This is a genomic window from Microbacterium ginsengiterrae (assembly GCF_014205075.1).
Classification (GTDB): Bacteria; Actinomycetota; Actinomycetes; order Actinomycetales; family Microbacteriaceae; genus Microbacterium; species Microbacterium ginsengiterrae.
Map to the genome: position 1 here is coordinate 1,694,205 of NZ_JACHMU010000001.1, position 24,668 is coordinate 1,718,872.

Here is a 24,668-nt window from a genome sequence, read left to right on the forward strand (position 1 = left end):
TTCGCCGGGCGTCAGAGCCTGTCGATCGGATGCCCGTCGGGGAGCGCCAGAAGCAGTGCGGATGGCGCGACCCGGCAGCGGATCCGCACGGCGAGCCCGAACTCGTCGCCGTCGAGCTCGATGGCCGTCGGCGTGATGGGCGCCACTTCGGCGTCCTTCCCGCGCAGGTAGCGCACGGAGGCGTCCTTTCCCCGCCGCTGCAGCACGAGGCGCCCGGCGCGGGTTCGGCGGAGCACGGAGTTGTCCCACCAGATCTTGCGCCACACCCCCAGCCACCCGAAGGGGCCGGTGGGTTGGATGACGGCGACGTCCATCGTCCCGTCCGCGATCGACGCCGAGGGGATCAGAGCGATCCCGGCGGGGAGCGTGCCGCAGTTGGCGAACAGTACGCTGTGCACCTTGGCGGAGTGCAGCCGCGAGTCGTCGACCTGGTAGACGATGCGGAAGGGCTTCGCGCTGGGCAGTGAACGTGCCGCGCCGTCCACGTACGCGACCCACCCCACGGATTTCTTGAGGTCGGGGCTGGTGTTGGCGATCATGTCGGCGTCCAGACCCATCCCTGCCAGCACGACGAACGCGTGCTCGGTCTTCTGCCCGTCCTCCCTGGTCAGCTCGGCCCAGCCGATGTCGATGGGGAAGCGGAAATCGCCGAGTGCGGCGCGGATCATCCTGTCGGGATCCATCAGCGGCAGGCCGAGGTTCCGGGCGAGCAGATTCCCTGTTCCACTCGGGACGATCGCCAGCGGTACATCGGTCCCGGCCATCGCCTCCGCCACGGCGCGGACGGTGCCGTCGCCGCCCGCGACGAGCACCACATCGGCGCCGGCGGCGATCGCGTCGCGGGTGGCCTGCTGGCCGGCATCCTCGACCGTCGTCGGGAGGAAGAGCGGTGACGCCCAGCCGGCGTCCTTCGAATGCGCGCGCAGCGAGGCGCGAAGGCGCTTCTCGTCCACCTTGATCGGGTTGAAGACCAGAGCCGCCTGGCGGGGGAGTGCCGGGGTCTTGGTCATGGCGTTCACTCTACGAGCTTCCTGCTCCAGGGCGCGCGCTGGTTAGACTTCAGTAATGATCGACCTCGCCCTTCTCCGCGACCAACCAGACATCGTCCGCCGCTCGCAGGTTGCGCGCGGTCACGACGTCACCACCGTCGATGCGGCGATCGAGGCCGACCGATCGCGTCGTGCGGCGCTCACCGCGTTCGAGGACCTGCGCGCGGAGCAGAACGCCTTCGGCAAGCAGGTGGCGAAGGCTCCCAAGGAGGAGAAGACCGCGCTCGTCGCGCAGGCCAAGGAACTCGCCGAGCGGGTCAAGCAGGCACAGCAGGAGGCGAACCAGGCAGCGGATGCCGCCGCCGCCGCTCTCGCACAGATCGAGAACGTCGTGATCGAGGGCGTCCCCGCGGGCGGCGAAGCCGACTTCGTCGAGCTGCGGCGGGTCGGTGAGACGCCCGTGTTCCCGTTCGAGCCGCGCGACCACCTCGAGCTCGGCGAGATGCTCGACGCGATCGACATGGAGCGCGGCGCGAAGGTCTCCGGCGCCCGCTTCTACTTCCTCAAGGGCATCGGTGCGCGCCTCGAGATCGCCCTGATGAACCTCGCGCTGGACAAGGCGCTGCAGGCGGGCTTCACCCCGATGATCGTTCCGACGCTTGTGCGGCCGGAGATCATGCAGGGAACGGGATTCCTGGGCGAGCACGCGGATGAGGTGTACCACCTCGACAAGGACGACGACCTCTACCTCGTCGGTACGAGCGAGGTGGCGCTGGCGGGCTACCACAAGGACGAGATCGTCGATCTGTCCCGCGGTCCTCTGCGTTACGCGGGCTGGTCCACCTGTTACCGCCGCGAGGCCGGTTCCTACGGCAAGGACACCCGCGGCATCATCCGGGTGCATCAGTTCAACAAGCTCGAGATGTTCGTGTACACGGCAGCGGCCGACGCGGAGGCCGAGCACCTGCGCCTGGTCGCACTCCAGGAGGAGATGCTCACCGCTCTCGGCCTGTCCTATCGTGTCATCGACGTCGCCGCCGGTGATCTCGGCTCCAGCGCCGCACGCAAGTACGACATCGAGGCGTGGGTGCCGACCCAGCAGGCCTTCCGTGAGCTCACATCCACCTCGAACTGCACGACGTTCCAGGCGCGTCGGCTCGACGTGCGCCACCGGCCGGATGGGGCGGGCAAGACCGAGCACGTCGCGACGCTCAACGGCACGCTCGCGACCACCCGCTGGATCGTCGCGCTGCTGGAGACGCACCAGCAGGAGGACGGGTCCGTCGTCGTGCCGGAGGTGCTGCGACCCTACCTGGGCGGCATCGACGTGATCACCCCGGCGGGCGCGACTGCCGCGTCTCAGGACGCGCAGTGACCTCGCCCTGGCTCGTCGGCCTTGATGTCGACGGCACGATCATCCTGCAGGACGAGACGATGAGCCCCGGCGTGCCGGAGGCCATCGCGCGCGTCAGGGACGCCGGTCACGTCGTGACGATCGCGACCGGTCGCAGCTGGACGGCGACCGAGCACTGGGTCGAGGAGCTCGGCCTCGTCGCCGACTATGTGGTGTGCTCGAACGGTGCTGTGACGATGCGGCGCGGCGCGTCGGGGTGGGAGCGCTGGCACGTCGAGACGTTCGACCCACGCCAGGTGCTGGCGCTGCTCACCGAGCGGCTCCCCGAGGCGCACTACATGGTGGAGATCGAGGACGGCACGCGCCTGTTCACCGGGTCCCTCGCGGACTGGTCGATGGACGGCGGGCGCCTGGTCGACCTCGACGAGCTGGGCGAGCTGCCCGTCTCGCGCGTCGTCGTCGTCTCACCGGAACATGACGAGGACGACTTCCATCGGATCGTCGCCGAGACGGGGTTGAACGAGGTCTCGTACGCGATCGGCTGGACGGCGTGGCTGGACATCGCGCCGCAGGGTGTCGACAAGGGCAGTGCGCTGGCCAGGGTGCACGGTGAGCTGGGCCTCGACGGCGGGCGCGTCCTCGTCGTCGGCGACGGTCGCAACGACATCGGCATGTTCCAGTGGGCGCGCGAGATCGGCGGGCGTGCGGTCGCGATGGGGCAGGCCCCTGACGAGGTCAAGGATGCCGCGGGCGAGGTGACCGCCGTCGTCGAAGACGGCGGCCTCGCACAGGCTCTCGACGCGCTGCTGCTGCATCCAGGAGCCGCCCAGGTCAGCCCGGGATAATCGAAACCGGCTAGACTCGACCACTGATCGCCGGATTCGTCCGTCGATGGAGGGCTGTCCGAGCGGCCGATGGAGCTGGTCTTGAAAACCAGTGGGCAGAAATGTCTCGTGGGTTCGAATCCCACGCCCTCCGCAGATTGAAAGGCACTGAGTGAGCGCGAAGATCCGTCGTCGCAAGACTGTGGCACGCCACGGTCAGCTGCGCACCCCGGGGCCGGTCAGCCAGTTCCTCAAGATCCTCGGCATCGCCCTGGCCGTCGTCCTCGTCAGCGGGGCAGCAGTCAGCGCTTTCGTGGTCAGCGACCTGTACGGCACCGCCACGGCTGATGCGGTCGAGCTCGAAGGTCAGAAGCCCGTCCCGCCGGACATCAGCGAGTACGAGGGCGGCTTCGACCTGCTCCTGGTCGGCACGGACACTTGCGAAGAGGACTACGCGCATTACTTCGGCGACCGCTGCACCGGTCCCGACTCCGAGGGAAACCTCAATGACGTGAACATCCTCGTGCACGTCTCCGAGGAGCCGCGTCGGATCACGGCAGTCAGCTTCCCGCGCGACCTCATGCTGCCGATCCCCGAGTGCACCCGCGACGACGGCAGCACGACCTGGGCCATGAGCAAGCAGCCGCTGAACAGCGCGTACATGGACGCCGGCCTCAACTGCGTCGCGCGGACCATCACGGAGCTCACCGGGCAGGACATCGAGTTCGCCGCATCCGTCACCTTCGGCGGCGTGATCGAGATCACCAATGCCATCGGCGGTGTCGACGTCTGCCTCGCGAACCCCATCAAGGACTACTACACCGGTCTCGACATGGAGGCCGGCACGCACACCGTGAAGGGTCTCGAGGCGCTGCAGTTCCTTCGCACCCGCCACGGTGTCGGCGACGGCAGCGACCTCGGCCGCATCGGCAACCAGCAGCAGTACATGTCGAGCCTTGCCCGCAAGCTCATCAGCGGTGAGGTGCTCGGGAACGTCCCCGTCATGCTCCGCCTGGCGCACACTGCTCTCAGCAACGTCGAGGCGAGCACGTCGCTCACCAACCCGATGACGATCGTCCAGATCGGTCTCGCGGTCAAGGACGTGCCGTTCGAGGACATCGTCTTCCTCCAGTACCCGACCTACGACGACCCGAGCGATCCCAACAAGGTGGTCCCGGACATGCAGTCGGCGCAGGCGATGTGGGATGCGATCAACGCGAACCAGCAGCTTCAGGTCACGCACGAGAACACCGCCAACGACGGTGTCGTCGTGCAAGAGCCTGAGGCGCCCGAGGAGCCGACGGAGCCGACCGAGCCCGCCGACCCCGAGACCCCTGCTGACGGCGTCGCCGCTCTCCCGGACACCATCAAGGGCAACTCGGCCGCGCAGCAGACCTGCTCCAACGGCAACGTCCGGCAGTAGTCGTCCGCCTCCTCGCCTACGGGCGCGGCGTGTAACGCTCCGGTGAGTGGGTACGCGAAACGAGCGCGCGAAGCTCTTCGAGTGTCGAAGGCACGGCGCCCAGCGTGCGGGCCTGCACGAGGACGTTCCCCAGTGCCGTCGCCTCGACCGGGCCTGCGAGCACCGGCACGCCGGAGCGGTCCGCCGTCGCCTGACACAGCACCCGATTGAGCGATCCGCCACCGACGAGGTGGATCGTCCGGATCGGGCGCCCGGACAGTTCGGCCGCGGAGCGGATCGCACCGGCGAAGGCGGCGGCGATGGACTCGATGATGCTCCGGGCGAACGCGGCACGCCCGTCCGGAACGGCATGACCCTGCGCGCGCAGGACGTCCGCGATGCGGGTCGGCATCTCCCCTGGGGCGCTCAGCGACGGGTCGTTCGCGTCGAACACGGGGACGGGGCCGTCCACGGCGGAGGCGGCCTCCAGCAGCGCGGGCAGGTCGATCTTCGCGCCGTCTTCCGCCTCCCACGCGCGGACCGTCTCGCTGAGCAGCCAGAGTCCGGTGACGTTGTGCAGGAACCGGATCCCCCCGTCGACGCCGAGCTCGTGTGTGAAATTCGCCTCGCGTGTTGCGTCGCTGAGAACGGGCTCCGCGATCTCCACGCCCACGAGCCCCCACGTTCCGCAGGAGATGTAGGCGGCATCCGGCGAGGTCATCGGCACAGCCACGACGGCGGATGCGGTGTCGTGCGAACCGACGGCGATGACAGGGAGGTCGGCGCCGATCCGCGCGGCCATCCCTGGTGTCAGGGTGCCGAGCACGGTGCCGGGGTCGACGATGGCGGGCAGCATCCCCGACGGGATGCCGAGCGCGTGGGCGAGGTCGATGTCCCACTCGCGGGTGTGCACGTCGAGCAGTCCGGTGGTCGAGGCGTTCGTGCGTTCGGCGGCGCGGACGCCGGTCAACAGGTACGCGATCAGATCCGGGATGAGCAGTGCGGTGTCGGCATCCGATGTCCGCGCATCTGCGCGGTACTGGTAGAGGGTGTTGAACGGCAGGAACTGCAGGCCGTTGCGAGCGTAGAGGTCGGAGAAGGGCACGCGCGCGTGCACCTCCTCCACTCCTCGCGACGTGCGGCCGTCACGGTAATGGAACGGCGGGGCGAGCAGGACGCCATCGTGGAGCAGGCCGTAGTCGACCGCCCAGGCGTCGATGCCGATGCTCTCGATCGACGGTTCCCGGCGGACGGCCTTGGCGAGTCCGCGGACCACGTTCTCGAAGAGCGCGTCGAAGTCCCAGCGCAGTCCCTCCGGTGTCTCGACGGGCCCGTTGGGGAAGCGGGAGACGAGCTCGAGCTCGAGGGTCTGCGGGCCGATCCGCCCGATCATGACGCGGCCGCTCGTCGCTCCGAGGTCGACGGCCGCGACGGCGCGCACGGCCGCGCCGTCGGGCGCCCCTGTCATCGCAGGAACGCCGCCGCGACACCGGAGTCGACGGGGATGTGCAGCCCCGTCGTCCGGCTGAGCTCCGGGCCGGTGAGGACGAACACGGCGTCGGCGACGTTCTCCGGGACGACCTCGCGCTTGAGGATCGTGCGGTCCGCATAGAACTGGCCGAGGTCCTTCTCCTCGACGCCGTACGTTGCGGCACGATTGGCGCCCCAGCCGGCGGCGAAGATGCCGGATCCGCGCACCACGCCATCGGGGTTGATGCCGTTGACGCGGATGCCGTGTGCACCCAGCTCGACCGCCAGCAGGCGCACCTGATGGGCCTGGTCGGCCTTCGTCGCCGAATAGGCGATGTTGTTCGGGCCGGCGAAGACGGAGTTCTTCGACGAGATGTAGACGATGTCGCCGCCGAGCTTCTGGTCGATCAGCACACGGGCGGCGGCCTTCGACACGAGGAAGGATCCCTTCGCCATCACATCGTGCTGCAGATCCCAGTCCTTCTCGGTCGTCTCCAGCAGCGGCTTCGACAGCGACAGCCCGGCGTTGTTGACGACGAGGTCGACACCGCCGAAGGCGAGGACCGCAGCGTCGAAGGCTGCCTGGATCGCCTCGGCATCCGCGACGTTCGCGGCGACGCCGATGGCGACGTCGGTGCTCCCGAGCTCGGCCGCTGCCGACTGCGCCTTCTCGAGATCGAGGTCGGCGACGACGACGCAGGCGCCCTCGCGGGCGAGCCGGGTGGCGACGGCCTTGCCGATTCCGCTCGCCGCGCCGGTCACGAGCGCGACGCGCCCCTGGTGGGACTTCGGCTTCGGCATCCGCTGCAGCTTCGCCTCTTCCAGCGCCCAGTACTCGATCTTGAACTTCTCGGCATCCGAGATGGGCGAGTACGTCGACAGCGCCTCGGCGCCGCGCATGACGTTGATGGCGTTGACGTAGAACTCGCCGGCGACGCGAGCGGTCTGCTTGTTCGCACCGAAGCTGAACATGCCGACGCCGGGGACGAGCACGATGAGGGGGTCGGCGCCGCGGATGGCGGGGCTGTCGTCCGTCGCGTGCGCGTCGTAGTAGGCCTGGTAGTCGGCGCGGTACTCGGCGTGGAGCTCGCCGAGGCGGGCCAGTTGCTCCTCGAGGGAGGCGGTCGCCGGCAGATCGAGCAGGAGCGGCTTGACCTTCGTGCGCAGGAAGTGGTCCGGGCAGCTCGTGCCGAGGGCGGCGAGGGCCGGCGCCTTCTCGGAGGCGAGGAAGTCGAGCACCACGTCCGCATCGGTGAAGTGGCCGATCATCGGCTTGTCCGTCGAGGCGATGCCGCGGATCGTCGGCGCGAGCGCGGCTGCGCGGGCGCGACGGTCCGTCTCCGGGAGCGCCTCGAAGCCGGAACGCACGCCGCCGAAGGGTTCGGCGGCGCCGTGGTCTGCGATGTATGCGGCGGCCGTGTCGATGATCCACAGCGAGTTCGTCTCGGCTTCCTCCGACGTGTCACCCCACGCCGTGATGCCGTGACCGCCGAGGATGCATCCGATCGCCTGCGGGTGGGCGGCCTTGATCCGAGCGATGTCGAGGCCGAGCTGGAAGCCGGGGCGCCGCCAGGGGACCCACACGACGCGATCGCCGAAGATCGTCGAGGTGAGGGCTTCGCCGTCGGCGGCGGTCGCGATCGCGATGCCGGAATCCGGATGCAGGTGGTCGACGTGCGCGGCGTCGACGAGCCCGTGCATCGCGGTGTCGATGGACGGGGCTGCGCCGCCCTTGCCATGCAGGCAGTAGTCGAACGCTGCGACCATCTCGTCCTCGCGTTCGACGCCGGGATAGACATCCACGAGGGAGCGCATGCGGTCGAGTCGCAGCACGGCGAGGCCGTCCTCCGTCAGCGTGCCGAGGTCGCCGCCGGAGCCCTTCACCCACAGCAGCTCGATGGGCTGACCGGTGACGGGGTCGGTCGCCGTTCCCTTCGCCGAGGTGTTGCCGCCGGCGTAGTTGGTGTTCTTCGGGTCAGCGCCGAGCCGGTTCGATCGCTCGATGAGGGCTGCTGCTGTGGGGTTCGTCATTCTCAATCCTTGTTCGATACCTGTCGGGGCCGCGCTCAGGCGCCCCAGCCCGCCTGCACGCCGCCGACGCGCTCGGCGGCGATCTTCTCCTGGTAGCCGGAAGCTGCGTACGCCGCCATCGGGTCGGCGGCCAGCCCCCGCGACTCCCGCCACTCTGCCAGAGCGGGACGCACATCCGTGTAGAAGGCATCCATGAAGACGGCATTGGCCGTGAGGACATCGCCGGAGCGCTGGGCTGCGGTGAGGGCATCCGTGTCGACGAGCAGCGCGCGGGCCGTCATCTCCTGCACGTTCAGCACCGACCGGATCTGCCCGGGGATCTTGTCCTCGATGTTGTGGCACTGATCGAGCATGAACGCCACGTCCGGGTTGTTGAGTCCGCCACCGCGGACGACCTCGAACAGGATCCGGAACAGCTGGAACGGGTCAGCGGCGCCGACGATCAGATCATCGTCCGCGTAGAAGCGCGAGTTGAAGTCGAACGAGCCGAGCCTGCCGAGGCGCAGCAGCTGCATGACGATGAACTCGATGTTCGTCCCCGGGGCGTGGTGCCCGGTGTCCAGGCACACCATGGCCTTCTCGCCGAGAGCGCTGACCTGGGCGTACGACGTTCCCCAGTCCGGAACATCGGTGTGGTAGAACGCCGGCTCGAAGAACTTGTACTCGAGCACGAGCCGCTGATCGTCGCCGAGGCGGGCGTAGATCTCCTGGAGCGAATCCTGAAGGCGGTCCTGCCTGCCGCGGAGGTCGGCCTGTCCGGGGTAGTTCGACCCCTCGGCCAGCCAGATCTTCAGGTCCCGCGAACCCGTGGCGTCCATGACGTCGATGCACGCCAGGTGGTGATCGATCGCCTTCCGGCGGATCGCGGCATCCTCGTGGGTCAGCGCTCCGAACTTGTAGTCGTCGTCCTGGAAGGTGTTGGAGTTGACGGTGCCGAGGGCGACGCCGTGATCCTCGGCGTGCTTGCGCAGATCCTCGAAGGAGTCGACGAGGTCCCACGGGATGTGCAGCGCGACGCTCGGTGCCAGCGCGGTGTACCGGTGCACCTGGGCGGCATCGGCGATCTTCTCCCACGGGTCGCGCGGCGTGCCCGGAGTGCCGAACACCTTGAAGCGTGTTCCGGAGTTGCCGAACGCCCAGGACGGCAGCTCGATGCTCTGCTTCTCGAGTTCGGAGAGGACGGCGGGGGAGAGGACGCTCATGATGCGGGGCTTTCGTGTTCGGAGCCGGCAGACGCCGCCAGCTGATCGTCGAGGTTGAAGACTTCGGAGAGGGAGGTTGCCGCCTGGTCGGCGCGTCCGTCGAGATCGACGAAGAACTCCGCCATGGACGCCTCCCATCGGGCCGCGACCGGAGATCCGGCGAGGTACGCGCGCGCCGCATCGTCGTCGTCGGTCTCGTAGTACCCGAACAGAGTGCTGGACGCGCGGTCGAGGAAGATGGAGTAGTTCCGGCGACCGGCCGCGGCGATCTCGGCGAGCATGTCGGGCCAGACGGGACTGTGCCGCTCGATGTAGGCGTCCATCATTTCCGGGCGGACGTGGAGGGTGAAGGCGACGCGGGGCATGGCACTCCTTCGTGTGGCTCGCGCTGGCTGTGGAGGTCTCGGGAGGACGGAATATGAAACGATCCAACCGTGAATCGTTTCAAACGATAGTGTGAGGGTAAGAATCCGTCAAGAGACGCGATTCACGAGCCGGAGAGGTCGGGGGACCGCATGACCGTGAGCGTCAAGGACGTCGCCGCTGCGGCGTCCGTCTCGGTGGGCACCGTGTCGAACGTGCTGAATCGTCCGGACAAGGTGTCGCCGGCGACCGTCGCCCGTGTCCAGGCGGCGATCGATGAGCTCGGCTTCGTACGCAATGACGCCGCTCGTCAATTGCGCGCAGGGCGCAGCCGGAGCATCGGTCTCATCATCCTGGACAGCGCCAACCCCTTCTTCGCCGAGGTCGCCAGAGGCGCCGAGGAACGCGCAGCTCGGGAGGGGATGTCTGTCCTGCTCGGCAGCAGCGATCAGGTGCCGGAGCGCGAGAGCAACTACCTCGATCTGTTCCGCGAACAACGCGTCAATGGCGTACTGCTCACTCCGACGGACGTCGACGCCGACATGCTCCGGCACTTCACCGACAGTGGGACCCCGCTCGTCATCGTCGATGGGGAGATGCCGGGAGGGCGTGTTCCCTCGGTCGCCGTCGACGACGTCCGCGGGGGGATGCTGGCGGTCGAGCACCTGCTCGAGACCGGTCGCCGCCGGATCGCCTATGTCGGCGGTCCCGCGGGCATCCGGCAGGTGGCCGACCGACTCGAAGGTGCGCGGCGCGCGCTCGCCCGCGTGCCGGACGCCACGCTGGAGGTGATCGAGCAGGGTGCGCTGACGGTGCTGCACGGTCGGGATGCCGGCGAGCAGATCGCCCGTCGTCCGATCTCCGAACGGCCGGACGCCGTCTTCTGCGCGAACGATCTGCTCGCCCTCGGTGTGATGCAGGGCACCGCCATTCTCGGCGAGATGCGGATCCCGGAGGACCTCGCGCTCATCGGATACGACGACATCGACTTCGCGGAGTCGGCCGTCGTCTCGCTCTCCTCCGTGCGCCAGCCCGCGCGCACGATCGGTGCGGAGGCGGTCGAGCTGCTCCTGGAGTCGCTCGACTCTTCCGGTGCGGCCATCCGGCACGTCCGCTTCCAGCCCGAGCTCGTCGTGCGCGCGTCGACGGGGCGCTGAGAGCGCGGATTCCGGCACAGTCACCGCAGCCTCGGCGGCGAGCCCCACCCGTGTCCGTTCTGAGACACGACCGTGTCCGTTTCGAGACTTGACCGATGCCCGGTGTGTCCCTACAGTTGCCCTGAATCGAAAAATGAATCGATTCATACCCGATCCCTATCCCTCAACGAGGAGGAACCTGTGCCGAGCAGCGATGCCCCCCTGGTCCTCGAGCTCTCGGAGGTCGCCAAGTCCTTCGGCGCCGTCGTCGCGCTGCGATCCGCTGACCTCCGTCTCCACGCCGGCTCGATCCACGCGCTCATCGGCGAGAACGGCGCGGGCAAGTCGACGCTCGTGAAGATCGTCGCCGGACTCTACCGCCGCGACCGCGGTGTGTTCCGCCTCGACGGTGAGGATGTGGACTTCACGTCCACGGCGCAGTCGAAGGCCGCCGGCGTCGCGGTGATCTATCAGGAGCCGACGCTCTTCCCCGACCTCTCAGTCACCGAGAACATCTTCATGGGACGGCAGATCACGGGACGATTCGGACGCATCGACCGGAAGGCGATGCGTCACGAGGTGGAGCGTCTGTTCACCCGGCTCGGTGTCACCATCGATCCCGATCGCCCCGCCGAGGGACTCTCGATCGCCGACCAGCAGGTGATCGAGATCGCCAAGGCCGTCTCACTCGAGGCGAAGGTCCTCATCATGGACGAGCCGACGGCGGCACTGTCGAACGTCGAGGCCGAGCGTCTGTTCGCGATCGCGCGCAGCCTGCGGGACGAGGGTCGCGGCCTCATCTTCATCTCCCACCGATTCGACGAGGTGTTCGCGCTGTGCGACACCGTCACCGTCATGCGCGACGGCGCCTACATCGCGACGAGCCCGATCGACGAGACGACCCCGCAGGAACTGGTCCGCCAGATGGTCGGGCGGGAGGTCACGGATCTGTTCCCCAAGCAGGATGCCGTCATCGGAGAGCCGCTCCTGGAGGTGGAAGGACTCACCACTCCTGGTGTCTTCCACGACATCACCTTCACGGTCCGCTCGGGTGAGATCGTCGGGCTCGCAGGCCTGGTCGGCGCCGGTCGCAGCGAGATCGCCCGTGCGATCTTCGGTGTGGACACCTATCGCGAGGGCACAGTCTCCGTCCGTGGGCGCCGTATCCGCGGTGGACGTCCGACCGACGCCATGCGGGCGGGCCTCGCGCTCGTCCCGGAGGACCGCCGCAAGCAGGGCCTGGTCATCGACTCCGGGGTCGGTCGCAACATCACGATCGCGATCCGTCGTGAGCTCGCGCGTTTCGGGCTGCTCACGACGGGTATGGAGAACCGTGCCGCGCGGGAGTGGGCCAGCCGCCTCGAGGTGAAGTCCTATGCATTGGACACCGTCGCCGCGACGCTGTCGGGCGGGAACCAGCAGAAGGTCGTGCTCGCCAAATGGCTCGCGACGAAGCCGGATGTCCTCATCGTGGATGAGCCGACCCGCGGCATCGACGTCGGTACGAAGTCCGAGGTCCACCGTCTCCTCTCCGAGCTCGCGGGACAGGGAATGGGCATCCTGATGATCTCGTCCGAGCTCCCGGAGGTCCTCGGCATGGCCGATCGCGTCCTGGTGGTGCGAGAAGGGCGGATCACCGCGGAGATCGACCGGGCGGACGCCACCAGCGAGAACGTGATGTTCGCCGCCACCCACGCATCGGAGCAGCACTCGTGACTTCCTCTCCCACCACCCGCATCCCCGTCTCGGGGATCACCAAGCACATCGGCGCGCTCGGCAAGGCCCGGGAGTTCGGCATCCTCATCGCGCTCGCCGTCGTCGTCATCGCCGCCACCTCCGCGAATCCGAGCTTCCTCTTCTCCGCAGACGGGTGGCGCGACCTCCTGCTCACCCCGTCGATCCTGATGCTCGTCGCCGCCGGTCAGGCGATCGTCATCATCACGCGCAACGTCGACCTCTCGGTCGGCTCGGTGATGGGGCTGTCGGCCTATCTCACCGGGCGGCTGTTCATCGACGCCCCCGGGCTGCCCATTCCCGTCGTCATCCTGCTCGCGGTGCTGTTCGGCGGAGTCCTCGGCCTCATCAACGGTGCTCTCGTCGCGTTCGCCCGGGTCCCCGCCATGGTGATCACCCTCGGCACCCTCTACGCCTACCGCGGCATCAACGTGATGTGGGCGGGTTCCACCAGGGTGAACGCGTCCGATATCCCCCGGGAATTCCTCGCGATCGGGACGGGGCAGGTGCTGACCATCCCGATCCTCACGATCGTGGCCGTCATCATCCTCGCCTTCGCCGCCTGGTACATGCGCAACACCCGCGGTGGTCGTGAGTACTATGCGATCGGCTCCGACCCGGCTGCCGCGGAACTGTACGGGCTCGGCGTCACGCGTCGCGTGCTCAGCGCGTTCGTGCTCTCGGGCGCGCTGGCCGGTCTCGCGGGTGTCTTCTACGTCGCCCGATACGGCACGGTCAGCTCGCAGGCCGGTGCGGGCTGGGAACTCGACGCGGTCGGCGCGGCTGTCATCGGCGGCGTCGCGATCACCGGCGGCATCGGCACCATCTGGGGCGCGGCGATCGGCGCTGTGCTGCTGATGACGATCAACCGTGCGCTGCCGATCCTCGGCATCCCGGACTTCTGGCAACGCGCCGTCGTCGGCGTGCTCATCATCGGCGCCATCGTGCTCGACCGCTGGCTCGCCGTGCGACAGAGACAGCGACTCATCGAATCGAGGGACGAGTCATGACCACCACGGCCACCCCGACCACGACCACCAATCGCGTGTCGCGCGACTTCGCCAAGCCGGCATGGCGGCGTGTGCTCTTCACTCCGGAAGCCGCCATCGCGGGGCTGCTGATCCTCGTCGTCGCCTACTCCATGGCGACCGTGCGCGGATTCGCTCAGCCCATCACCCTCAACTACCTGCTCCTCGACGTCGCACCGATCCTGCTGATCGCGTTGCCCATGGCCCTCATCATGATCACCGGCGAGATCGACCTGTCCGTCGGCAGCATGGTGGGCCTTGCGAGTGTCGTCACCGGCGCCGGCGTCCACATGGGGTTGCCCTTCGAGGTCGCCGCGATCGCCGCGCTCCTGGTCGGCATGATCGGTGGCGCGCTCAACGGCTTCCTCGTGACCGTGATCGGACTGCCGTCGCTCGCGGTGACGATCGGTACCCTCGCGCTGTTCCGCGGACTGGCGGTCGGGCTGCTCGGCACCACTGCGGTCACCGACTTCCCCGAAGCCTGGACGGCGCTCGCGAAGGCGAAGATCGCGGGGACGACGATCCCCTACATCATGATCCCGTTCCTGATCCTCCTGGCGATCTTCGTCGTCGTGCTGCACTTCACTCCGTTCGGTCGCGGCATCTACGCCATCGGACAGTCGAAGGATGCCGCCCGCTTCTCCGGCGTGCACATCGAGCGCACGAAGTTCCTGCTGTTCATGGCCGCGGGTCTCGTCGCCGCCTTCGCCGGGATCTTCTACACGCTCCGCTTCGGTAATGCGCGAGGAGACAACGCGACCGGGCTCGAACTGCAGGTGATCGCCGCGGTCGTCCTCGGCGGTGTCTCCGTCTTCGGGGGCCGAGGACAGCTCTACGGCGTCGTGGCCGCCGTCCTCCTGATCGGCGTCCTCTCCAGCGCGCTGCGCCTGGCCAACGTCACCTCCGACGTCATCAACGTCATCACCGGCACGCTGCTGGTGGTGTCCGTGGTCAGCGCGAGCGTGTTCGCCTGGCTCCAGAAGGTCCGAAGCAGAACAGGACCTCCCACCTCCGTCGCAGCACCCACAGCATCATGACGACGCTGCGCCCCTGACCGTCGGTACCCGCCGCGGTCTTCCGCCCGAAAGGAATGAACAATGAAGTTTGCACACAAGCGTGTGGCCGCCGTGGCCGCTGCCTTCGTGGCAGCAACGCTGGTCCTGGCCGGCTGCGCCGACACCGGTGGCTCGAACGGCGACTCCGGTGACGCCTCCGGCGGCGACAGCGAGAACCTCGCGATCACCTTCCTGCCCAAGAGCCTCGGCAACCCGTACTTCGACACGTCCAGCAAGGGCGGCCTCGCCGCCGTCGACGAACTCGGCGGCGACTTCTCGGAAGTCGGCCCCGCGGAGTCGGGCCCTGACACCCAGGTGAGCTACATCAACACCGCGACCCAGCAGGGTGTCGGATCGCTCGTCGTCTCGGCGAACGACCCGAAGGCCATCTGCGATGCGCTCAACGAGGCCCGCGACGCCGGTGTGAAGGTCGTCACCTTCGACTCCGACACGAACCCGGAATGCCGCGACCTGTTCGTCAACCAGGCCACCGCGGACGGCATCGCCCAGGTGCAGGTCGATCTCATCGCCGAGCAGATCGGTGACGAGGGAGAGATCGCCATCGTCTCGTCCACGGCCAACGCCACGAACCAGAACGCCTGGATCGACAAGATGAAGGAGCTTCTGGAGGCGGACCACCCGAACATCGAGCTCGTCGAGGTCGTCTACGGCGATGACGACGAGCAGATCTCGTTCGACAAGACCGCAGCCGTGCTGCAGTCGCACCCGAACCTGAAGGGCATCGTCTCGCCGACCACGATCGGCATCTCGGCAGCTGCCCGTTACCTGTCCACCTCGGACTACAAGGGCAAGGTCGCTCTGACCGGTCTCGGCACGCCCAACCAGATGCGCGAGTACATCGAGGACGGCACGGTCACCGCGTTCGCGCTGTGGAACCCCGAGGACCTCGGCTACCTGTCGGCGTACGCCGCGGCTGCGCTGATCACCGGAGAGATCACCGGCGCAGAGGGCGACACCTTCGAGGCCGGAAAGCTCGGCTCGTACACGGTCGGCGCCGACTCGACGGTGCTGCTGGGCGACCCGTACGTGTTCGACGCGGACAACATCGGCGACTTCGACTTCTGAGTCGACCAGTCTGACGAGGAAACCCCCGGCCGCTCGCGGCCGGGGGTTTCCTCGTGTGGACGCCTCAGATCGAGACTGTCGTCTCTCGGCCTTCGTCGGCGAGACCCGCCACCCACGACACGAGGTGCGTGAACAGGGGATCCGCGGTGTCGATGTCGAGGTCGCGGGGGTCCGCTCCGAAGATCCCGTGGAGCGGGTGGTCCGGGCGGTGCCGGTCCGGTCCGTACGGGTCCTCGCCCGCCGGCGCCGGATGGGTCCTGGCGTCGGGCAGAGTCGTCACATCGACGAGCTCGGGGTGCAGCGCGTGGAGCACGAGTGATTCGAAACGTCCGGCGTGGTCGGGGGCCACGGGAGGTTCCGGCGCCTGTCCCAGCGTGCGGGCGACCGCGTGCATCGTCGCGTCCCGCGCGTTCCACGATCCGGCGACGCGCGTCACGAGATCGCGCTGCTCATCGGCGAAGTGGCCGCTGAACAGCACGGCGCGGCGGACGCCGAGCGCGCTCAGGCGAGACAGAGTCTCCCCGAGAAGCGTCTCGATCGCATCGGGCGCGCCGCTCATCAGCGTCCACGGGTACACCGTGTGCTCGCCGCCGACCGCCTGGTAGTAGGGAGGCAGCACGATGCCCCCGTACTGTTCGGCGGCGGCAAGGCAGATGCCGTGTGCGGTGAGGGCGTCGAGACCGATCGGCAGGTGCGGCCCGTGGAACTCCAACGATCCGAGAGGCAGGTAGGCGACGGACGCGTGATCGAGGCGCTCTTCGATCTGCGCCGGAGTGAGGCGCTCTGCGGCGGCGCTCTTTGTGCTCATACGTAGAAGTTCCTTTCCCAGTTGAACGGTGCGAGCTGCTCGCGAAGGCCGCTGACCAGGCCGCGTCCGTCGGCGAAGGAGAGGTTGCGCGCGATCCGGCGGTCTGAGCTCATGCCGACGATCGCGGTGGACACCTCCGGTCGATCGAGCACGAAGCGGATGGCGGCTTCGTCGAGACCGGCGTAGTGCGGTGCGGTGACGGCTTTGATGGCCTCGACCCGTGCGAGCGTCTCGGTGAAGCGCTCACCCCGGAACATCGTCTTCACCACGGAATCGTCCTCCCACTGGTCGTACGTGTCCGGCGTCCACGCGCCGCTGAGGGAGCCCGAGTCCAGCGCCACCCTGACGATGATCGCGGTCCCGGACGCTGCCGCCGCGGGGTAGAGGGCCTCCTCCGGTCGCTGTTCGAAGATGTTGTGGATGACCTGGATCGAGTCGACGAGGCCGGACTCCGCGAGTGCGACGCCCTCGTCGGCACGGTAATCGCGAAGGGAGACGCCGATGCGGTCGATCTTGCCTTCGTCGCGCAACTCGTGGAGGGTCTCGAGCCATCCGAGGTCGCGCATCCCGCTCGGCATCCAGCAGTGCAACTGGTACAGGTCGATGCGCTCGACGCCGAGCCTGCGCAGGGACTGTTCGGCCTGGTCGCGCAGATACTCGGGACGGTACGCTGCGGCGATGTCCGGATCGTCGACCGAGGGGTGCGGCCATTTCGGCGGCTGCACCTTGGAGGCGACGTAGATGCGCTCGCCGCGCCACTCCCGCAGCGACCGGCCGATGACTTCCTCGCTGTGCCCGGACCCGTACATCTGGGCGGTGTCGACGAAGTTGATGCCGGACTCGTACGCGGTCAGCAGCGAGCGGACCGAGGCATCGTCGTCGACATGCCCCCACTGTCCGCCGAGTTGCCAGGCGCCGTAGGACACCTCGCTGATGTCCCATCCGGTGCGGCCGAAGGGTCGACGATGAACGGTCATGTGGTGTGCGCTCCTTCACGCTCGGGCGCGCGCTCTGCGCGACGATGTGTCGAATCTACGCACCGCGGGGGGCGGGTCGAAGGTGGTGTGAACGCCGAAACATGGACTGGACGAGCACCGGCCCAGGTCGATGTCCGCCGGTGACTCCGAGCGGCGTCAGGGACGCATGGTCTCGCGGACGAACTGCGTCGGAGCGACTCCGTACGCTCTCCGGAAGGCCCGCGAGAAGTAGAGCGGATCGGGGTAACCGACCAGATGCGCCACCTCGCTGACGCGCATGCCGGTCGTGCGCAGGAGGCTCCCCGCCTCACGGAGACGCGTGTGCCGGATCCAGGCCTGCATGGACTCGCCGGTGTGCCGGGTGAACAGACGCTGTGCCGTGGTCTCGCTGCACCGCGCGGCCTCCGCGACGCGCGCGACGGTGAGCGGCTCGGCGATGTGGTGTCGGATGAAAGTCATCATGAGCTCGAGCGATCCGGGCAGGGTGGTCTGCTGGGCATGCGTGTCGGCCCACGCGGCGTTCTCGAACATGATGAGGCGTCCGAGCGCCCGGAAGTACTCCTCGTCGAATGCGCCCTCGCCGAGACGTTCGATCGCGATCGTGCCGTAGTCGGTGATTCGCCGTGCGGCGGCGTTGCGCATCGTCGACAGGCCGGGGCGGAACGCGGTGGGGTCGCCGTGCCGAGCCGTGTCGTCGAGCAGTGGATCACCGGGGAGGTGCGCCACGCGGGGCACGACCTCACCTGTTCGGTCGTACCGCGGGACGACGTGCAGCGTGCCGATGTGGAACGGCCCTCGACGGTTGGCGCGATACTCGACGTGATGGTGCCAGGGAAGGCGGATCACGTGCTGCGCGTCGACGGCGAACGTCTGCCCGCCGGCGCGGATCTCTCCGCCGCCGCTGACGATCCAGATGAACGAGACGCTCATCACGTGCGGGTTGATGATCTGCTCGCCCGAGGTGAAGCGGTACCAGTTGGCTCCGACGACCATCGGGTCGTCGTCGGAGGGCAGCAGCGTCACATCGACAATGGTAGGTCTCACGCGGGTGTCGGAGCACCCTCCAGGCGGACCGACACCGTGCCGGCCTCGTACACGGCGACGGGGTGCGCGAACGGCTGCGGCCGAAGCTGGTCGGCGTCGATGAGCGCGATGTCGGGAAAGGACTCGATGAGTGCGGCGATGGCCTCACGGATCTCCACCCTGGCGACCTGCTGACCGATGCAGCCGTGGATACCGTAGCCGAAGCCGAGGTGACCGAAGGCGTCGCGCGACACGTCGAAACTCTCCGCGTCGTCGCCCCAATGACCGGGGTCGCGGTTGGCAGCCACGGGGGAGACGGCGACGGAGGTTCCCGACGGGATGGTCGTGCCCTCGATCTCGATGTCCTCGGTCGCCGTGCGCGCGAAAAGCGTGACGAACATCGCGCCGGTGCGCATGAACTCCTCGACCGCGGCGCGGATCCTCTCCGGGTCCTCGCGGAGCACGGCGAGCTGATCGGGGTGCGTCAGGATGGCGACCGAAGCGGTGGCGATCAGATACGCGACGGAGTCGCGTCCCGCGCCCATGAGGAGCCGCAGGAGCGCCTCGATCTCGACCCTGCTGAGGTCCTCATTGCGGAGGAGATCGGAGATCACATCCTCGCCCGGGTCATCCCGACGCTCCTCCAGCAGGGCGCGGATGAAGTCGTACTTCTGCTGGGCCGTGGACTCTTCGACGAACAGCGAGACGAACGTCTCGTAGTGGTGCTCCGGGATGCCGATCACGTGGCAGTGAGTCCGCGCGGAGATCGGCATGCCGTAGTCGCGCCACAGGTCCGCCTCGGGGCCGCGCTCGCGCAGCTTCTGGATCTGCTCTGCGATCATCCCGCGGATCCACGGTTCGCGAGCGCGGGCCTGCCGCACGGAGAACCGGGCCGTCACGGCGCGACGGAGCCGGGAGTGCACATCGCCGTCGAGGTTGAGCAGGTTGAGATCGTCGGATGCCTGACCCGCGGCATCCAGTTCACCCGGTGCCTCGAGCGGCACGGCGGCGCTCTCGGCCTTGTCCTCCTCGCCGTGCGCGGGAGGGCCGACCGGCATCCGGGACGGTCGCATGCTGAAGCGGGGGTCCTGTAGGACCGCGACGGCCGCGTCGTATCGGGTCGCGACGAGGCCCTCGTGCCCGTCCTGGAAGTCCAGCGGCACGAAGGCGCCGGCCTCGCGCCACTCCGCGAGCTGAGGGGAGGGTGTCAGTGGCGTTCCGTCGCCGGGGAGGGAGCGGGCGAGGAATGGGCACTGGGCGGGGATCGTCATCGATCTGTTTCCTTCGGGATCTCGGGCATTCGGGATGCTCGGGTGTTCGGTGCTCACGGGTTCGGAACGAGAGCGGGGGGCGGGACGACAGCGGGGGACGGGGTGGTGGTGGGGTGCGTGATGAGGTCGGGGGCGGCCGTGACGACTGCGGCGCGTGCATCGCGGAAGGCGCGGGGCGGGGTGTTCCAGCCGATGACTCCGCGCACTTCTCCTGCCGCGTCCCTGCTGGCGTAGACGGGCCCTGTCCCGTCGCCGTCGGAGATGTCCTCGAGCGGTCGTTCCGGCGCGAAGCGGCCATATGCCTGGATGCGCGCGCCGTGGATCTCCGACCAGAAGAGCGGAACCGGTTGAGGAGAGTCGGTGCCGTGCACGATCCGGGTGGCGACTCCGATCGCCTGCTCGATCGCGTTGCTCTGGTGCTCGATGCGCACCCGGCGCCCACGCACCGGATCGAACCATGCGGCGACGTCGCCGACCGCCCAGACGCCGTCGGCCGCGGACCCGTGGGGGTCGCAGCCGATTCCATCGGTCACGTCGAGCGACGACGATGCCAACCAGTCGGTACAGGGGATGCTGCCGATCATCGTCACGACGAGGTCGAAGGTCTGCGCGTTGCCGTCCTCGAAGACGAGCTCCGTGGTGCCGGACTCCGTGGAGCGTGCGGCGAGGATGCGCGTGCGAAGCGCGAGCTCGACGCCGTTCGCGACGTGCAGGCTGCGGAGCTGTGCATCCAGGAGCGTGCCGGCGCCGCCGAAGCTGAGGATGCCGGAACGGCCGATGAGCAGCGCCTCCGCGTCGCGCGCGCGTGCCGCGGAGGCGACCTCTGATCCGAGGATGCCGGATCCGACGACGGCCACGCGGCGTGCGGCCTCCATCCGGTCGCGCACGCGGATCGCGTCGTCCATCGTGCGCAACGACGCCGAAGGGATGAGCGGGTGCGAACGCGGCATGGTGCCGGTGGCGATGATCAGCTCGTCGTAGGGCATCGACCCCGCCGACGTCTGCAGGACGCGCGCTTCCGTGTCGAGGCCGACGGCGCTGCATCCCGTGCGAATCTCGATGTGCAGATCGTCGAGCTGGCCGGCTGTGAGGATCGTCGCGTGCGCCGGAGTCCAGTCGCCGAGAAGGATCTGCTTCGACAGCGGCGGGCGTGTGTAGGGGAGGTGTGGCTCATCGCCGACGAGCACGATCTCGCCGTCGAAGCCCTCCTGGCGCAGCGTCTCCGCAGCCGTCAGCCCGCCGATGGAGGCCCCGACGATGACGACTCGTGCGGGGCTGCTCATGCCGCGGTCAGGCTGATCGCGCGCGCGGGGCAGAGCCTGACGGCCTTTGTCGCCGCATCGAGATCGGCGCCCTGAGGGTCCGGCTCGAGCAGCAGGACGATCCCGTCGTCATCCTGGTCGAAGACGTCGGGGGCGACCAGGGCGCACTGTCCTGCGCCGACGCATGCTCCGGTCTGGACTGCGATGCTCATCGATGCTCCTTCGTTGTCGATGGGTGCGGTGCAGCGTCAGCGACGAGCTTGCCCGCACTGGTCATTCAAGTCGCGCGGAGCGTGGATTCCCATGCTCGGTTCGCCCAGAACATGGACTGGACAACCATGGCCGATGCTGTGCGCGGCGGCGCCGCCCTGCGATGCTGGATCCGACATCCTCCACCGAGGTGGGTGTGGTTCGACCGCACTGCCGCAACCCGTTATGATTACTGAGTGCATCTGCACCCCTGGGGTCGGATGCCTGGAGACGTCGCATAGTCAGGCCTAGTGCACCACCCTGCTAAGGTGGAGTCCCCTCACGGGGACCGAGGGTTCAAATCCCTCCGTCTCCGCCATGAAATCCCTGATCAGAAGCTGATCGGGCTCCGTCACACCGGCAGCGGCTCACTGTTCGTGAACAGCGCGCTGTACGCGTTGAGCGCCGGCTGCCCGCCGAGGTGCGCGTACAGCACGTTCGAGTCTCGAGGGATGTCGCCGGTGCGGACGAGGTCGATCAGACCGGCCATCGACTTCCCCTCGTAGACGGGGTCGATGATCATCCCCTCGAGTTGGCCGGTGAGTCGGATCGCATCGATCGTCGACTCCACGGGGATGCCGTACAGGTCTCCTGCCCAGCCCTCGAGCACGGTGATCTCGTCGGCGCGCAGCTCTCGTTCGACACCGATGAGTCCCGAGGTCGCACGCGCGATCCGCTCGACCTGATCCCGCGTCTCGTCGATCTTCGCGCTGGCATCGATGCCGATCACGCGCCGCGGTCGACCGCCTGCGTCCTCGAGGGCCGCGAACCCGGCGATCATTCCGGCGTGCGTTGAGCCCGTCACCGAGCACACGACGATCGTGTCGAAGAACACGCCGAGCTCCTGTTCCTGTTGGGCGACCTCGTGGGCCCAGTTGGCGAATCCGAGGCCGCCGAGCGGGTGGTCGGAGGCGCCGGCTGGGATCGCGTAGGGCTTACCGCCGCGTTCGGCGACGTCGTCGAGCGCTCGCTTCCAGGAGTCCTTGAAGCCGATGCCGAAGCCGGCGGGATCGAGGCGCACCTCCGCTCCCGTGATCCGGCTGAGCAGGATGTTCCCGACCCGATCGTTGACGGCATCCGGCCAGTCCACCCACTTCTCCTGCACGAGGACGGCCTTCAGACCCAGGTGTGCGGCCACGGCCGCCACCTGGCGGGTGTGGTTCGACTGGTATCCGCCGATGGAGACCAGGGTGTCGGCGCCCTGTGCGAGCGCATCGGGGACGATGTACTCCAGCTTGCGGGTCTTGTTGCCGCCGAATGCGATACCGGAGTTGCAGTCCTCGCGCTTCGCCCAGATGGAGGCGCCGCCGAGGTGATGACTCAGCCTGGTCAGGGGGTGGACCGGGCTGGGGCCGAAGGTGAGCGGGTAGCGAGGAAAGTCTGTGACCGACATGTTGCCAATATATTGCATTCGGCGCGATCACCGGCAGGTCGTATCAGGATGCGCGTATCAGCCCAGCATCCCTTCGCGGATGGCGCGCAACACGGCGTTCGTGCGGTCGCGCGCACCGAGTTTCGCGAGGACGGATGAGATGTGGTTCTTCACGGTTCCCTCCGCGAGGTGGATGAGGCCGGCGATCTGGCTGTTGGAATAGCCCTCGGCCACCAGACGCAGGACCTCGATCTCACGATCGGTGAGGTCTTCGACGATGTCGCCCCTTGCTCCGTTGGGAGGCGGGCCGGAGCGGATGAAGCGCACCAGACCGTCCGTGATCGATGGGCCGATCAACGTTCCCCCGTCGGCGAGCGACGCCACCGCGTGGGAGAGCTGCTCGACCGTGACGTCCTTGAGAAGGTATCCCTGCGCACCGGCGCGCAACGCGTCGATCACCAGGGCGTCGTCATCGAAGGTCGTGAGGATGAGGGTGGGGACGTGCAGCCCCTCGCGAGCCCGTTGCTCGAGGAACCAGATGCCGTCGTAGGCCGGCATCCGAAGATCCAACAGCACCACGTCGGGGGAAAGCTCTGCGCACACGCGGATCGCCTCGGCCCCGTCGGATGCCTCGCCGACCACATCGACACCCGCCAGTTCGAGCAGCGTACGGATGCCCTGGCGGACCAGTGTCTGGTCGTCGACGACAACGACACGCGGAGCAGCGCCGGTCATCGTGGAGCCCGCCGCTCCGGGTCCAGGGGCAGCCGGGCCTCGACGGTGAACTGGTCGGTGGTGCGGATGACGAGTTCCCCGCCGAGGAGGGCGAGACGCTCCGACAGTCCGGTGAGGCCGTGCCCCGGTGTGATGCCGGCCGGGATCGTGCCGTCGTTGGCCCCGCGGAGGACCAACCGATCCTCCTCCCGTACCAGTTCCAGTTCCAGTTCCGTGGCTTCGGCATGCTTGATGGTGTTGGTGATGATCTCCTGCGCCGCACGCACGACGGCGGCGCAGGTCTGCTCGCCGGCATCGATGCCCTCGTCGACCGCGACGTGGATCTGCAGACTCGGAACAGCGCGCGCCAGGCGTTCCAGGTCCCGACGGAGATCGACGGGACCAGCCGCACGCAATTCGCCGACCGTCGTGCGCACGTCGGTGAGCAGATCCTTCGCCACGCCGCCCGCACGTCGGACGTGCGCGCGGACGGCCGGCCCCTCACGCTGCAGGTCGGCGTCGGCGTCGAGACGATGCCGGGCGGCCGTCAACTCCAGGTTGAGGACCGTGAGCTGGTGCCCGATCGAATCGTGCAGGTCGCGGGAGATCCGCAACCGTTCGGATGCCGCGGTCGAGTCCTCCAGCAGAACACTGGCTGCCTCGAGCGCGACGTTCTTCTGCTCGAGCTCGGCGCGCAGCAGGGCCTCACGCGACATCGCATAGGCGGTGAAGACGACGGCGAGGTGGATCACCAGATAGAAGATCGACGCGCCGATGCCATCCAGAGCGTCCGCGCCGGTCGACCATGCGTGGACGAGGACGACGACGCAGTTCGCCGTCACCACGGCGAGCACCCACGGCAGCGGGAGCAGTGAACTGCCGATGGCGGCGACAGCGATCAGCAGGATGACGACGAGACTCCCTCGGGATGACACCGTCAACAGCAGCGCCCATGATGCGAGGACGGCGCACCCGTAGAGCGCGAGTCGCACCGCGCGGCCGGGGCGCCGGCTCACGGCGAGGTTGGTGGTCAGGAACCATGCCACGAGGACGCCGCTCCACAGCCACCCCTGCACGGCGAGCTCGTCCGAGATCACGGTCACCACGCCGACGGCGAGACTGAGCCCGAGAATCGCATACCGGGCCAGATCGTCGGCGCGCCGGCCCGCTCTGTGACCGACGCCGACGGTGGCCGGGAAACGGTTCATGGTGCTCCACCCTATTCGGACCTGCGGCGGCTGCACAGGTGCCGAAAGTCACGGCCGCGGCCATGACCGATGGCACATGTGCAGGGGGGAGGAAGCGCACAGGCTGGCCG

At 68.2% G+C, this 24,668-nt stretch carries 22 protein-coding genes and 2 tRNA genes; 10 read left to right on the plus strand and 14 right to left on the minus strand.

The window, feature by feature from the left end; translation table 11 throughout:
• Positions 1–11: 11 nt before the first annotated feature.
• Positions 12–1,010, minus strand: a complete 999-nt coding sequence (locus HD600_RS08405; RefSeq protein WP_184282937.1) for a diacylglycerol/lipid kinase family protein — start codon at positions 1,008–1,010, stop codon at positions 12–14.
• A gap of 55 nt (positions 1,011–1,065) precedes the next feature.
• Here HD600_RS08405 and serS point away from each other — a divergent pair, with 55 nt between their 5' ends.
• From serS to HD600_RS08425, 4 genes are all read left to right on the plus strand, one after another.
• On the plus strand, positions 1,066–2,364 hold the full coding sequence (gene serS / locus HD600_RS08410) for a serine--tRNA ligase (protein ID WP_184282939.1): 1,299 nt from the start codon (positions 1,066–1,068) through the stop codon (positions 2,362–2,364).
• Positions 2,361–3,188, plus strand: coding sequence for an HAD hydrolase family protein (locus HD600_RS08415; RefSeq protein WP_184282941.1), 828 nt, complete (start codon positions 2,361–2,363; stop codon positions 3,186–3,188). The genes serS and HD600_RS08415 overlap by 4 nt, the downstream gene beginning before the upstream one ends.
• Positions 3,189–3,236: 48 nt before the next feature.
• A tRNA-Ser gene (locus HD600_RS08420) sits at positions 3,237–3,321 on the plus strand.
• A gap of 18 nt (positions 3,322–3,339) precedes the next feature.
• Positions 3,340–4,590: an LCP family protein gene (locus HD600_RS08425; protein ID WP_144794673.1), complete on the plus strand. Its 1,251-nt coding sequence runs from the start codon at positions 3,340–3,342 to the stop codon at positions 4,588–4,590.
• A gap of 16 nt (positions 4,591–4,606) precedes the next feature.
• On the opposite strand, the gene HD600_RS08430 is transcribed toward HD600_RS08425, so the two are convergent.
• The 4 genes from HD600_RS08430 to HD600_RS08445 are packed head-to-tail and all read right to left on the minus strand — an operon-like array spanning position 4,607 to position 9,637.
• Positions 4,607–6,037, minus strand: coding sequence for a rhamnulokinase (locus HD600_RS08430; RefSeq protein ID WP_184282943.1), 1,431 nt, complete (start codon positions 6,035–6,037; stop codon positions 4,607–4,609).
• Positions 6,034–8,070: a bifunctional aldolase/short-chain dehydrogenase gene (locus HD600_RS08435; protein ID WP_184282945.1), complete on the minus strand. Its 2,037-nt coding sequence runs from the start codon at positions 8,068–8,070 to the stop codon at positions 6,034–6,036. The genes HD600_RS08430 and HD600_RS08435 overlap by 4 nt, the downstream gene beginning before the upstream one ends.
• Positions 8,071–8,105: 35 nt before the next feature.
• The gene (gene rhaI / locus HD600_RS08440) at positions 8,106–9,272 is read right to left on the minus strand and encodes an L-rhamnose isomerase (RefSeq protein WP_184282947.1); all 1,167 of its coding nucleotides are present in this window, start codon (positions 9,270–9,272) and stop codon (positions 8,106–8,108) included.
• On the minus strand, positions 9,269–9,637 hold the full coding sequence (locus HD600_RS08445; protein ID WP_144794680.1) for an L-rhamnose mutarotase: 369 nt from the start codon (positions 9,635–9,637) through the stop codon (positions 9,269–9,271). The genes rhaI and HD600_RS08445 overlap by 4 nt, the downstream gene beginning before the upstream one ends.
• A 150-nt stretch (positions 9,638–9,787) precedes the next feature.
• On the opposite strand from HD600_RS08445, the gene HD600_RS08450 reads away from it, so the two are divergent.
• The 5 genes from HD600_RS08450 to rhaS all read left to right on the plus strand — a co-directional run bounded on the left by HD600_RS08450 (position 9,788) and on the right by rhaS (position 15,674).
• Positions 9,788–10,792 (plus strand): LacI family DNA-binding transcriptional regulator, encoded by a 1,005-nt coding sequence (locus HD600_RS08450; RefSeq protein WP_184282949.1) that lies wholly within the window; start codon positions 9,788–9,790, stop codon positions 10,790–10,792.
• A 180-nt stretch (positions 10,793–10,972) separates the two neighbouring features.
• Complete coding sequence (locus tag HD600_RS08455; RefSeq protein ID WP_184282951.1) at positions 10,973–12,487, plus strand: ATP-binding cassette domain-containing protein; 1,515 nt, start codon at positions 10,973–10,975, stop codon at positions 12,485–12,487.
• Positions 12,484–13,515 carry an ABC transporter permease gene (locus HD600_RS08460; RefSeq protein ID WP_260980424.1) on the plus strand — a complete coding sequence of 344 codons (1,032 nt, stop codon included), beginning with the start codon at positions 12,484–12,486 and terminating at the stop codon, positions 13,513–13,515. Before HD600_RS08455 ends, HD600_RS08460 begins: the two co-directional genes overlap by 4 nt.
• Entirely contained in the window at positions 13,512–14,570 is a 1,059-nt protein-coding gene (locus tag HD600_RS08465; RefSeq protein ID WP_184282953.1) for an ABC transporter permease, read from the plus strand. Before HD600_RS08460 ends, HD600_RS08465 begins: the two co-directional genes overlap by 4 nt.
• 60 nt (positions 14,571–14,630) lie before the next feature.
• Complete coding sequence (gene rhaS, locus HD600_RS08470) at positions 14,631–15,674, plus strand: rhamnose ABC transporter substrate-binding protein (RefSeq protein ID WP_184282955.1); 1,044 nt, start codon at positions 14,631–14,633, stop codon at positions 15,672–15,674.
• Between the two features lie 64 nt (positions 15,675–15,738).
• On the opposite strand, the gene HD600_RS08475 is transcribed toward rhaS, so the two are convergent.
• The 6 genes from HD600_RS08475 to HD600_RS08500 all read right to left on the minus strand — a co-directional run bounded on the left by HD600_RS08475 (position 15,739) and on the right by HD600_RS08500 (position 21,227).
• A complete protein-coding gene (locus tag HD600_RS08475) occupies positions 15,739–16,482 on the minus strand; it encodes a creatininase family protein (RefSeq protein WP_144794689.1) in 744 nt (247 codons plus the stop codon).
• The gene (locus HD600_RS08480) at positions 16,479–17,459 is read right to left on the minus strand and encodes an aldo/keto reductase (RefSeq protein WP_144794691.1); all 981 of its coding nucleotides are present in this window, start codon (positions 17,457–17,459) and stop codon (positions 16,479–16,481) included. The genes HD600_RS08475 and HD600_RS08480 overlap by 4 nt, the downstream gene beginning before the upstream one ends.
• 156 nt (positions 17,460–17,615) lie before the next feature.
• Positions 17,616–18,482, minus strand: a complete 867-nt coding sequence (locus tag HD600_RS08485; RefSeq protein ID WP_184282957.1) for a helix-turn-helix domain-containing protein — start codon at positions 18,480–18,482, stop codon at positions 17,616–17,618.
• Between the two features lie 17 nt (positions 18,483–18,499).
• The gene (locus HD600_RS08490) at positions 18,500–19,753 is read right to left on the minus strand and encodes a cytochrome P450 (protein WP_184282959.1); all 1,254 of its coding nucleotides are present in this window, start codon (positions 19,751–19,753) and stop codon (positions 18,500–18,502) included.
• 53 nt (positions 19,754–19,806) lie between these two features.
• Positions 19,807–21,036, minus strand: coding sequence for an NAD(P)/FAD-dependent oxidoreductase (locus HD600_RS08495; protein ID WP_184282961.1), 1,230 nt, complete (start codon positions 21,034–21,036; stop codon positions 19,807–19,809).
• On the minus strand, positions 21,033–21,227 hold the full coding sequence (locus HD600_RS08500; protein WP_144794698.1) for a ferredoxin: 195 nt from the start codon (positions 21,225–21,227) through the stop codon (positions 21,033–21,035). Before HD600_RS08500 ends, HD600_RS08495 begins: the two co-directional genes overlap by 4 nt.
• A gap of 264 nt (positions 21,228–21,491) precedes the next feature.
• Here HD600_RS08500 and HD600_RS08505 point away from each other — a divergent pair.
• Positions 21,492–21,583, plus strand: a tRNA-Ser gene (locus tag HD600_RS08505).
• 33 nt (positions 21,584–21,616) lie between these two features.
• On the opposite strand, the gene HD600_RS08510 is transcribed toward HD600_RS08505, so the two are convergent.
• Genes HD600_RS08510 through HD600_RS08520 form a run of 3 tightly spaced genes read right to left on the minus strand, consistent with a single transcriptional unit; the run spans position 21,617 to position 24,558 of the window.
• A complete protein-coding gene (locus HD600_RS08510) occupies positions 21,617–22,657 on the minus strand; it encodes a 1-aminocyclopropane-1-carboxylate deaminase (RefSeq protein WP_184282964.1) in 1,041 nt (346 codons plus the stop codon).
• Positions 22,658–22,714: 57 nt separating this feature from the next.
• On the minus strand, positions 22,715–23,371 hold the full coding sequence (locus HD600_RS08515; protein ID WP_184282966.1) for a response regulator: 657 nt from the start codon (positions 23,369–23,371) through the stop codon (positions 22,715–22,717).
• Positions 23,368–24,558: a sensor histidine kinase gene (locus HD600_RS08520; protein ID WP_184282968.1), complete on the minus strand. Its 1,191-nt coding sequence runs from the start codon at positions 24,556–24,558 to the stop codon at positions 23,368–23,370. Before HD600_RS08520 ends, HD600_RS08515 begins: the two co-directional genes overlap by 4 nt.
• Positions 24,559–24,668: the final 110 nt, after the last annotated feature.